5 protein-coding genes are annotated in these 12308 nt (G+C 60.2%); 2 read left to right on the forward strand and 3 right to left on the reverse strand.

Going from position 1 to position 12308, the window contains the following annotated elements; genetic code table 11:
• Nucleotides 1-81: 81 nt before the first annotated feature.
• On the reverse strand, nt 82-1779 hold the full coding sequence (locus HMPREF3135_RS09120) for an AMP-binding protein (protein ID WP_049193377.1): 1698 nt from the start codon (nt 1777-1779) through the stop codon (nt 82-84).
• A gap of 538 nt (nt 1780-2317) precedes the next feature.
• A complete protein-coding gene (locus tag HMPREF3135_RS09125; RefSeq protein ID WP_070429095.1) occupies nt 2318-3166 on the reverse strand; it encodes an HNH endonuclease family protein in 849 nt (282 codons plus the stop codon).
• A gap of 314 nt (nt 3167-3480) precedes the next feature.
• On the opposite strand from HMPREF3135_RS09125, the gene gltB reads away from it, so the two are divergent.
• Complete coding sequence (gene gltB, locus HMPREF3135_RS09130; RefSeq protein ID WP_070429133.1) at nt 3481-8103, forward strand: glutamate synthase large subunit; 4623 nt, start codon at nt 3481-3483, stop codon at nt 8101-8103.
• Nucleotides 8096-9637, forward strand: coding sequence for a glutamate synthase subunit beta (locus HMPREF3135_RS09135; protein ID WP_070429096.1), 1542 nt, complete (start codon nt 8096-8098; stop codon nt 9635-9637). Before gltB ends, HMPREF3135_RS09135 begins: the two co-directional genes overlap by 8 nt.
• 8 nt (nt 9638-9645) lie before the next feature.
• Here HMPREF3135_RS09135 and HMPREF3135_RS09140 read toward each other — a convergent pair whose 3' ends face one another.
• Nucleotides 9646-12207 carry a multicopper oxidase domain-containing protein gene (locus tag HMPREF3135_RS09140; RefSeq protein WP_070439274.1) on the reverse strand — a complete coding sequence of 854 codons (2562 nt, stop codon included), beginning with the start codon at nt 12205-12207 and terminating at the stop codon, nt 9646-9648.
• Nucleotides 12208-12308 lie beyond the last annotated feature (101 nt).

Consider the following 12308-nt stretch of genomic DNA (forward strand, 5'->3'; position numbering starts at 1 on the left):
CGTGTAAAAGGTAGCGAAGATAAGCAAAAAGTGTGCCCACCAGGCGGATAGCCGGTGGGCACACTTTCGTGTGCAGGCTTCTTACTGAGCGTCCAGGTTCAGGCGCTCGTGCATTGCTTTGACCTCGCGCGGGACAACCTTGCCGATGGCGTTGCGCGGCAGGGAGTCGACGAAGAAGACGCGGTCCGGAGTGGAGTGCTCGGCCAGAGTTTCGCGGACGTACTCGCGCAGCATGTCCTCGGTGAGGTTCTTGCCGGCCTCATTGTCCTCGCGGACAACGTAGAGGAACAGGTCAGCGAAAATCTCGTCGTTTTCGTTGCTGCCGTGGCAGAAGACATCGGCGATGCCCGGCACCGGGCCCAGAATTTCTTCGACCTCGCGTGGGAAGACGTTCTCGCCGCCCTTGATCACCATGTCGTCGGAGCGACCACAGATGTACAGGTAGCCGTCCTGGTCGATACGGCCGAGGTCACCAATCTGGAACAGGCCATCGACGGTGGTGAACTTGTCCTTCTTGTTCAGGTAACCGATGAAGGAGAGCTCCTGAGCGGTGTGGATCATGCCAACCTCACCCGGCTCGACTTCCTTGCCGTCGTCACCCAGGATGCGAACCTTGGCGCCAATTGCCGGGCGACCTGCGGAGTCCGGGCGAGCTGCGAGGTCCGCGCCGGATGCGATGGAGCACAGGCCGGCCTCGGTGGAGCCGTAGAAGTTACAAATAACCGGACCGAAGCGGTGAGTCAGCGCGGAGACGAGCCAGCCCGGGATGGCGTTACCAGAGGAGACGATGAAGCGGAACGGGCCAATCTTGCGGTTCGGCTCCTCATCCAGAACGTCCTTGATCTGGCGCAGGAAGAAGGCCGCGGAAATCATGCCGTTACAGCCGTACTGCTCACACTGGTCAACAGCCTTCTTCGGGTCGAAGACACGCATGGTGACAATGGTGGAGCCGGTAGCCATGCCAATCAGCACATTTGCCCAGCCCCAGGCGTGGAACATGGATGCGGACTGGTGAATGACCATGTTGCGGCGCCACGGAATACGATCGGCGATTGCACCCACAGTTGCCGGTGTCTTCGGCTCATTGCGCAGGACACCCTTCGGGATGCCGGTGGTGCCGGAGGACATGATGATGATGCGTCCCTGCTCCGGCTTCGGATCTAGCTTGGCGTTCGATGTACGACCTTCTTCAATGAGGTCTTCCATGAACACGAAGTTCTTGCCCGCGTTCTTGCGGGTCTCCGGCTTGGTCACGGAGGTAATAACGACGGTGACATCGTCGAGGTCTTCTGGCAGGTTGCCCAGGAACTCGTCATCGACGAACAGGAACTTGGCCTTATTCTGGTCAACGACACCGCGAATCTGAGTCGGGCCGGAGCCGATGTTCATCAGCATAATTTCGGAGCCGATGAATCCCTTGATGGCCATCGGCAGGATGATGCCGCGGCCGTTGCGTGCGATAACGCCGAAGCTGGACTTCTGGGTCATGCCACGGTCCATCAAGGCGCGAGCCAGGGCGTGGGCGTTGTCAAGCAGCTGAGAATAGGTGAGTTCACCGTCATCGTCGACAAGGGCGAGGCGATCCGGGTAGCGCAGCGCACTCATGGAAATCAGGCTGGCGACGGAGAACTTCAGGCGACGCAGGTAATCGAGAATCTTCGGCGCCGTCTTCGGAGTCATGTACAGGGCACCAGTACGCAGGAGTGGTGGAATCGACTGGGCAAAAGCCTTGATTTGGAGCCCAAGTGGTACTTCCGGAGCCTTCATTTCAGCTGCCATGGGTGAGAATCCTCCAAGATGATGGACAAGCGATTAATAGCGCCAAGCGACTCTTTAGTCACACTGACACCATCAGTCACGGTAGTGCGATTTTGTAACAACCAGACTTTAACAAACCTGTGCCGCGTCAAAAAGTAGTTTCCACGAAGAAAAGTAAAAAATACGCAGTCGGCGTGCGCAATGCTTTACGACGGATACCTTTTCGCGTACGGGCTCGAGGATACAGTGTTATCAAACAGTTATAAACCGACAGGAAGCAGTGAATATAACGAAAGGATAACACTGCGGTAACGAATTCAATTCTGATATTGACGTATATAACTCTATGAACCCAGGGTTTTCGGTTGGTTTGTTTGACGGGGCGGGCAGTAGCTGAATGGCGGTCGCCCCCAGAAATTAGGGGGCTAGGAATCTTCTGAAAAATAGAAATGTTCGAGACTAGGAGGGGCGGAGGTTGCGAGTGCGTAGCTGAATAGGTGGCATATTCGCTGGCTTGAGCCTCGGTGTGCGGCATCGGTGAGCGTCGGAGGAAGTTGCCCTAATTCAGGGTTAGGGCGGCAAGTGTGGGCTCATCCTCTGGTGTGCAGGTAGAGAGCCAACGGTCGATGGCATCGTACTCCGCCTGTGTGAGCCACAGGTGGTATTTCTGTTTTACTGCCACCTGGCGAGCGACATACTGGCAGCGAAATGGCTTATTGGCGGGTACCCAGGATGCGGCATCGCTATCCCGCTTCTGTTGATTGGCGGGGCCATCGACGGCCAAGAGGTTGAGGGGGTCATTGGCAAAGTCCTGCCGAACCTCGGGCGGGAGTTGCTGTGCCCCCTTTTGCCAGGCGTCGCTTAAGGCTACGACATGGTCGATTTGAACGGCAGAAGAGGTATCGCGGCCACGCTGGAACTCAATCATCGTGCCGGTATAGGGATCCAGTAATTGCCCTGAAAGCACGACGCAATCGTGGCTATTTGGTTTGTACTCCTTATTAATAAGGTCACGATTCAAAATATCGTTTCGCGTGTCACATCCGTTGTGCCCAAACTCGGCAGAGACGTCGTCGCTCCAACGTTGCCCGAACTCATCGCGCGCATAGCCGGTTTTCGGTGCGCGCCCTTTTACCTCCAGCTGGTTGAGGGCGCTACGGATGCCGTCGATAGGCGATGTGCCGGGCGCTGGGGTGTCCGGGGCGTCGGGCGCTTCAGGAATCTCGGGCGCGGGTTCCTCTGGCTCGGGCGTAAATGCGGGTGCCGGTGCCGGGCTGTATGACTGGCTCTCTGGAGTGGGGGCTGTGGGAGCCGTGCAGCCGCTGAGGATTGTCGCTGCGCCGATAAGGAGGGCGAGGCCCTGCAGTGGCGAGCGGAAACGACGGTTGACGAGCATGGAGCTAACCATAGCGGTGGGAGCGGATTGGGTATGGAGGGAGGTTTGCTAAAGAATCGAACAATTGTGCGTAGTTAGCGGGGGTGGTAGCTCGATTAGGGGGTTATGGCGTTAAAGCGGGTAGTAAAAGCCCGGTTTTAGTCGAACGGGAAGGGTGTTCTAGCTCCTTCGGGGGTGGGTAAATATAGCTAATTCCCTAAATACGTATTGCAATACGCCTAGATGAAAGTGCATTGTTAAAACAGTTGGAAATATAGATAACCCGTGTCCCCCAATTGGCACATTGCACCTATAAGGGGAAAACAGCCATGACAGCTAAGACAGCCATGACTCTGACCGAAACAGCGGCCACATTGCCTCGTGGTCCTCAGAGGGAAGGTCTCTACCACCCGTCGAACGAACACGATGCGTGTGGCGTGGCCTTTGTCGCCGACATTTACGGTCGCCAGACCCATGACATTGTGGAAAAGGGCATTCAGGCACTGGTCAACCTCGACCACCGCGGGGCCGCTGGTGCCGAGAAGACCACTGGCGACGGTGCCGGCATTCTCATTCAGGTGCCGGATGCCTACTACCGCGCTGAGCTGAGTAAAGAAGGCGTCATTTTGCCACCGGCTGGCACCTACGCCACCGGTATTGCGTTCCTGCCGCAGTCGCGCATGGCCACCCTCGATGCCATCCGGGCTATTGAGGACATCTGCGCCGAAGAGGGCATCGAGATTTTGGCATGGCGCGATGTGCCGATTAACGCTGACGGGCTTGGCCAGATGGCCCGCCAGGCTATGCCGGTGCTGCGTCAGCTCTTCGTTACCGCGAAGAACTACGAGGGGCGCCAGCTCAGCGATATTGATCTCGACCGCAAGATGTTCTTCCTGCGTAAACGCTGCGAGCGCGAGCTGGGTGAACAGGGCGCCGGCGAGGGCTCTGGTGGTGACACCGTGTACTTCCCGTCGCTGTCCAGTCGCACGATCGTCTACAAGGGCATGCTGACTACACCGCAGCTGAAGGATTTTTACCTTGACCTGCAACAGAAAGAAGTCACTTCCGCGCTTGCCATCGTGCACTCGCGCTTTTCCACGAACACTTTCCCGTCCTGGCCACTGGCACACCCGTACCGCTACGTCGCTCACAATGGCGAAATCAACACCGTGCGCGGCAACGAGAACTGGATGCGCGCCCGCGAGTCGCTGATTCGCTCTGGCAAGCTGGGCAATATCGACCGCGCACTGCCGGTGTGCGATCCCAACGGTTCTGACACTGCGCGTTTCGACGAGGCCCTGGAGCTACTGCATCTCGGTGGTCGTAGTCTCCCGCATGCGGTCATGATGATGGTTCCGCAGGCCTGGGAGCACGACGATAACCTCAGCCCGCAGGTTCGCGCGTTCTACGAGTACCATGCCTGCCTGATGGAGCCGTGGGACGGCCCCGCCGCCATCTGCTTTACCGACGGCCAGGTCATCGGTGCCACCCTGGATCGCAATGGCCTGCGCCCGGGGCGCATCTGGGTGACCGACGAGGGCCTGGTGGTGATGGCCTCCGAAGCTGGTGTCTTGGATATCCCGCCGGAGCACATTGTGCAGCGCACGCGCGTACAGCCGGGGCGTATGTTCCTGGTGGACATGAAGGCCGGCCGCATTATTGAGGACAAGGAGATTAAGTCCACGCTGGCCGCCACTGGGCCCTACGAGGAATGGATCAAAGAGGGCCTGGTCGACATCGCCGATTTGCCACGAGAGCGCTACCAGTACATGCCGCATGCCCGCGCGGTGTTGCGACAGCGCGTCTTCGGCATCACCGAAGAAGACGTTGACCTAATCATCCGCCCGATGGCACTCACCGGCGCGGAGGGCCTGGGTTCGATGGGCTCGGACACGCCGATTGCAGCACTGTCCAACCGCCCTCGCATGCTGTTCGACTTCTTCTCGCAGCGGTTTGCACAGGTGACCAATCCGCCGTTGGACTCGCTGCGCGAAAAGTCCATCACCAGCATGAATACGTTGCTGGGCGCAGAGACCAACATCCTGGAGCCCACTGCCGATGCCGCCCGTCGCATCCGGCTTGAGCATCCAATCCTGGACAACCACGACTTTGTCACCCTGTGCCAGGCAGGCAAGAACGAGGAGTATTCCGAGTTCCGTGCCGAGGTCATCTCCGGCCTGTACCCGGTCGCCCGCGGTGGCCGCGGCCTGCGCAACGCTATCCGTCGTGTCCGCCGTGAGGTCTCTGAGGCCATCGACCGTGGTGCCCGACTGATTGTGCTGTCTGACCGCGAGTCCAATGAGCGCTTTGCCCCCATCCCGTCGCTGCTGCTGACCTCTGCGGTCCACCACCACCTGGTGGAGGAGCGCACTCGCACGCGCGCCAGCCTCATCATTGAGGCTGGCGACGCCCGCGAGGTGCACCACATGGCCATGCTGCTGGGCTTTGGTGCCGATGCCATTAATCCGTACATGGCTTTCGAAACCATCGATGAGCTGCGCATGAAGGATCAGCTTGGTGATCTGACGCTGGATCAGGCCTGCTCGAACTACTGTAAGGCCGCCTCCAAGGGCGTGTTGAAGGTCATGTCCAAGATGGGTATCGCCTCACTGCAGTCCTACCGTGGCGCACAGCTGGCCGACACCGTCGGTCTGTCGCAGGAGTTCCTGGACGAGTACTTCACCGGCGCTGTTTCTCCGCTGGAGGGTATCGGTCTCGACGAGGTCGCAGAAGACGTTGCAGCTCGTCACCGCAGCGCATTCCTGCCGCGTCCGGAAGAGCAAGCACACCGCGAGCTGGATCTCGGCGGCGAGTACAAGTGGCGTCGCGAAGGCGAGTACCACCTATTCAACCCGGAGACCATCTACACGCTGCAGCATGCGACCCGCACTGGTCAGTACGCGGTCTTCCGCGACTACACCAACAAGGTCGATGAGCAGACCAAGCAGCTGGCAACTCTGCGCGGCATGCTCGAGTTCGCCTCGGACCGCGAGCCGATCGACATTGAAGAGGTTGAACCGGTCTCCAGCATCGTCAAGCGTTTCTCCACCGGCGCGATGAGCTACGGCTCCATCTCTGCGGAGGCACATGAGACGCTGGCCATCGCTATGAATCGCCTGGGTGCGATGTCCAATTCCGGCGAGGGCGGCGAAGATCCAGACCGTTTCGAAATGGAGGCCAACGGCGATTGGAAACGCTCTGCCATCAAGCAGGTAGCGTCGGGCCGCTTCGGTGTGACCAGCCACTACCTGTCCAACTGCACCGACATCCAGATTAAGATGGCCCAGGGTGCAAAGCCCGGCGAAGGCGGCCAGTTGCCACCGAACAAGGTCTACCCGTGGATTGCGGAAGTGCGCATCACCACCCCGGGCGTGGGTCTGATCTCGCCACCACCGCATCACGACATCTACTCGATTGAGGATTTGGCGCAGCTCATTTACGACCTCAAGAACGCCAACCCGCGCGCCCGCATTCACGTGAAGCTCGTCTCCGAGCAGGGTGTGGGTACTGTCGCCGCTGGTGTGTCGAAGGCGCATGCCGACGTTGTGCTGATCTCCGGCCACGATGGCGGCACTGGTGCCTCGCCGCTGACCAGCCTCAAGCACGCGGGCGGTCCGTGGGAGCTGGGGCTCGCTGAAACCCAGCAGACCCTGATGCTCAACGGGTTGCGCGACCGCATCCGCGTGCAGTGCGATGGCCAGCTCAAGACCGGTCGCGATGTCGTGGTCGCGATGCTGTTGGGCGCTGAGGAGTTTGGTTTTGCTACCGCTCCGCTGGTGGTTGAGGGCTGCGTCATGATGCGCGTCTGCCACCTGGACACCTGCCCAGTCGGTATTGCCACCCAGAATCCGACGTTGCGGAGCAAGTTCACCGGCCGTGCCGAGCACGTGGTCAACTTCTTCACCTTCATCGCCCAGCAGGTCCGTGAATACCTCGCTGAGCTGGGTTTCCGCACCATCGATGAAGCGGTCGGACATGCCGAGTGCCTGCGTCCGCGCAAGAATCTGGGCAACCTTCCGCGCGTCGCAAAGCTTGACCTAGAGCGAATCCTGCACGTTGCCGAGAGCCCCTTCTTTGTGGATCAGGATTCCTACTGCACGAAGGCGCAGGACCACGGCCTCGAGGGGGCGTTGGACGAGCGCCTCATCGACGAAGCGCAGCCCGCGCTGCGTACGGCGCGTGCGAACGGGTTGGCGCCGACGCCAGTGGCGCTGCACCACGCCATCAGCAATGTGAACCGTTCCGTGGGCACGCGCCTCGGGTACGAAGTCACCAAGGTCGCAGGTAAGCAGGGGCTTGCCGACGACTCTATCGTCGTCAACCTGCTCGGTTCTGCCGGTAACTCGCTGGGCGCGTTCCTGCCAGCCGGTGTGACTATCAAGCTGGAGGGCGATGCCAACGACTTCGTCGGCAAGGGCCTATGCGGCGGCAAGATTGTGGTCCGACCTTCACGTTCGGCCCCGCCAACCGCGGATGTGGCTACCGACACGATTGCCGGCAACGTCATTGGTTTCGGTGCCACTAGCGGTGAAATCTTCGTCCGCGGCACCGTCGGCGAGCGCTTCTGCGTGCGTAACTCCGGTGCCACGGCCGTGGTCGAGGGCATCGGTAACCACGGTTGCGAGTACATGACCGGTGGCCGCGTCGTAGTGGCGGGCCCGGTCGGTCACAACTTCGGCGCCGGTATGAGTGGCGGTATCGCCTACCTGCTGGATAACGAGGCGACGCGAGCGAACATCAACACCGAGTTGGTCGACATCGTGCCGCTCGACGATGAGGACATCAGCTGGCTGGAGGCAACGCTGTCGAAGCACCGCAAGCTCACGGGTTCTAAGACTCGGTTCCCGGCTGCACAGTTCATCAAAATTATGCCGCGTGATTACGCCCGAATTCTCGACGTAGTCGCGAAGGCAAAGGACAACGACGCTGACATCAACGAGGCAATCATGGAGGCAGTAAGCAATGGCTGATCCGAAGGGTTTCATGAAGTTCCAACGCGAAGAGCCTGCTCATCGCCCGGTTCCGCTGCGTCTGATGGACTGGAAAGAAGTCTATGAGGAGGCTAGTCAGGAGCACCTGCAACAGCAGGCGACCCGCTGTATGGACTGCGGCGTGCCGTTTTGTCACTCGGCCTGCCCTCTGGGCAACATCATTCCGGAGTGGAATGACCTGGTTCGTCAGAACCGCTGGCACGAGGCTTTCGAGCGCTTGCACGCCACCAATAACTTTCCCGAGTGGACCGGTCGCCTGTGTCCGGCTCCGTGCGAGGGCGGTTGTGTGCTCGGCATCAACGACGATGCGGTGACCATTAAGAATATTGAGCTGGCCATCGTTGAACGCGGCTTCGATGAGGGCTGGGTGCAGCCGATTGTGCCGACTTTCGACACCGGCCAACACATTGCTGTCATCGGCTCCGGGCCGGCGGGCCTTGCTGCAGCACAGCAGCTCACTCGCGCCGGGCATGATGTCACGGTCTTCGAGCGTGACGACAAGATCGGTGGTCTGATGCGCTACGGCGTTCCGGACTACAAGATGGAGCAGCGCTTCCTCGACCGTCGCCTTGAGCAGATGGAGATTGAGGGTACTGAGTTCCGCACCTACATCTCACCGACAGCCGCTGACCTGGCCGACTTCGATGCAGTGGTCCTAGCTACCGGCGCCTCGCTGGCTCGTGACCTGCCCGTCGATGGCCGTGACCTCGAGGGCATTCACCAGGCTATGGAGTACCTGCCGGGTGCCAACCGCGTTGCCGTAGGCGAGCTCGACAGCCCGCCAATTGATGCCAAGGGCAAGAAGGTTGTCGTCATTGGCGGTGGCGACACCGGTATTGACTGCTTTGGTACCGCGCTGCGTCAAGGTGCTGCGTCCGTCACGCAGTTCGATATCCGTCCGCGGGCTCCGAAGTCCCGTGCGGCGTCGACTCCGTGGCCGATGTACCCGCTGGTCTGGCGCGTGGCGACTGCCCACGAAGAAGGTGAGTACACCATCACCGGTTCCGAGCCGCCAGAGGTTACCGAGGCGCTCGGCCTTAACGCTCGCGTCACCGGTGAGACGCTGGGCAAGCGCGTCTTCAACGTCAACACCGTCTCCTTCCACGGCGAGGACGGTCACGTGACCGGTCTGTCCGCCAACGAGGTCGAGGTCATCGATGGGAAGCGCGTGCCCATGGAGGACACGGATTTCGAGCTCGATGCCGACCTAGTTCTCATTGCTCTGGGCTTCTCCGGTCCGGAGCGCGGGGGCCTGCCGCATGAGCTGGGTATTCAGTTCAACGATCGCGGTGTGATGATGCGTGACGACGACTACCTTGCCGTGCGCAGCGACATCGAGCAGAACTTCGACGGTCCGGTGTTCGTGGCCGGTGACAATGGCCGCGGTGCCAGTTTGATTGTGTGGGCTATCGCCGAAGGCCGCGCCTGCGCCGAGGCTGTGGACCAGTACCTGATGGGCGAGTCCAACCTGCCTCGCGCGGTGGAGCCAGAAGACGCTCCAATTAAGTTGTAAACCCTGGTTTAGTTCACCACTATGTTGCCGCGTGCCCCCATTTCGGCATGCACCATCTGGTGGTCAACAAAGTGGTACGTGCCTGGCTCCGGGAATTCGGCCTCAACATAACCACCCTGCGCGGCACCGAGGTCAAGGGCTTGGGCGCCGCCCACGCCGTCGTCAAGCAAAAGTGTTCCCTCTTTGTACACGCGATGGAACTGCGTGCCGACGATGTGGAAGCTCGTGCCTTTGTTGGGGCCTGCGGCCAGTAACCAGAAACGTACCGTCTCACCTGCGCGAATACGAATCGGGTGGGTGAGATACTGGTCGGGGTAGCCGTTGAACTTGTAGATATCGGGGTCCTCGGCCATGGTCTTGTCGGCATCGGGGCCGTCCTCGCCCCAGTAACTTTCCGACTGCACCAGAAGAACTTCGTGGTCGACTTCGGTGAGATTCGGTGGGTCGATAATGACAGCACCGTGCATGCCGGCAGCGATGTGCATGGACATGGGCATGGTTGCGCAGTGGTACATCCAGATACCCGCCCGGTCGGCACGGAAGCGGTACTCAAGCTGTTCACCAGGGGCAATGTCGCGCATAGGTTCATCCGGTGCAACGATGCCCGCGTGGAAGTCGATGGAGTGACTCATCGTGCCATCGTTAATGAGCGTGACGACGAACTCGTCGCCCACCTTGCCGCGCAGGGTTGGCCCCAGCGGTTTGCCGTTGAATACCCAATGCTGCTGCTCGACTCCAGGGGCAGCGTAGCCGGTGAACTCGCTGGCTCTCAGGGTGACGTGGTGAACCGTGGCGTCCTCGGCGGGTTCTAATAGCGGGTTGATGGTGGGGGAATCCGGGCCGGGTTGCTCGCCGACATTCCCGAGCGCACCGGGAGTGGCATGGTCAGCGTGGTTGCCACCTCCGGTGTGGTGTGAATGATCAGTGCTACCTGTATTGACTGTGAGGGTCATGCCCATCTGTCGGTGACCAGCAATGGTGCACCAGCCGTCAATGTCACCGGGAACAACCGGCACTTCAATGGTGGCGGAGTTGCCAGGGGCGACACGTCCGGTGTCCTCGCCGGTGGCCAAGCGCAGATCGTGGACCTGGGAATCAGCGTTGACCATGGTGATGACCAGTCGGTCGCCGGGGTTTGCCTCTATAACGTTCGGGGTATAGGTCATATCGTTGGCGGTAACCGTGACCTCGACGGTTTCTCCGGTGGGCGCAACATCGCTGGTGGTTTTAATGCTTCCCGTACCGCCACCGCTCAGCGCAACACCAATAGTCACTACCAGGCCCAATACAGCCAGAGCGGCGGTAGTTTGAGCACCGAGTCGACGTGCAGTTGCGTGCAGTTCGACCGGCTTCGGCGTTGCTTCTTTGTTGGCCCGTGCCTTCTGACTTTCTTTCAGCGCACCAATCTGAGCCTTCGCGGCACGGCCGACAAGTGGCAGATAGGACACCAAGGCAAGGGAGACCATTGCGGAGACCGCTACTTTGGTCCAGGACGGCAGCGGCATTAGCCACAGTGCCAGACCAATATTGATGGTCGACCAGCGGAATGCTCCCGCGCGGTCAAGTTCCTTCATACCGGCGGAGACTGGACCAGCACCTCCGCCGATGGTAGCGGGCAAGAGTTGGCTCATCATGCCGATAAGCAATTGTGCGCCGAAACCGATTACCAGCGGCAGCGTAAGGGATGAGATTACGAAGCTGCCGTCAAGCGCCTTGACTGTGGCAACTGTGAGTGTGCCGATCAGCCAGACGGCCGCAGCCGCAACAGACAGCGCCGGGTAGCTGAGGCGGTCGCGGGGGTCTTTAGCGACAGTCATGACGTTGTGCGCCCACGGAATGGCGGCTATGACCCAGCCGATAGTGATGATGCCAAGGCCGACGGAGGCGAACCAGTTGAAGCTGGTCAGTGCACCGATTGTGGTAGTCGCGATACCTATGAGCTGTACTACTAGTGCCAGCTTCGGGCGGGAATGCGGCGACATCTGGGTTCGCCACAGCGCTGGGAACATGGTGATGAGCGTGCCGCAGGCCGCGAGCCCGAGGAAGCCAATGAGGTTGATGGCTTCATGTGCCAGTAGGAGGTCGTCGTGAAGCGCTTCGCCCTTCGGAGATGCGAGGATGGCGCCGAGCGCGGCGCCGATCGGCAGTAGGCATGCCGACGCGACGTAGTACGCAACGGAGATGGCGAATGGTCGATTGCGCTTCGCTACCAGGTCGCGTCCGAGGGAAATCGCATGCCATGCGACGGCGACGCCGACGACCGCCGCGCCGGCCGTGGTCACTGGCCACCAATCACCCAGCTTGCCGACGACCGTTGCGCCAACACCTACGTTGAGCAGGTAAATGTTTGCTAACTGAATGTGCCGATTGCCATCGGGCACATCGATTTTCAGTAGTTTCTCGGTGAAGTGGCGGCCCCAGATAAGGATGGAGTTGGTGACGGCGCCGAGAGTAAAGAGGTGCACCAACAGCCAGCGCCCATCGGAGACAAATGGGTGGACTAATGCGGCCACAATGATGGCAGCGAACCACCAGCGCACCGGCATACTGGCCTTGCGATGCCAGGACATGCGGTGACTCTTGCCAGGTTTAGAAGGTGGTTTGGTTGTGGGGGCTTGGGGTTCTGGTGTGGCGGGCGACGACATATATCAATAATACGCATACTAGTTGC

The sequence above is a fragment of the Corynebacterium sp. HMSC14H10 genome, assembly GCF_001807105.1.
Lineage (GTDB): Bacteria > Actinomycetota > Actinomycetes > Mycobacteriales > Mycobacteriaceae > Corynebacterium > Corynebacterium jeikeium_D.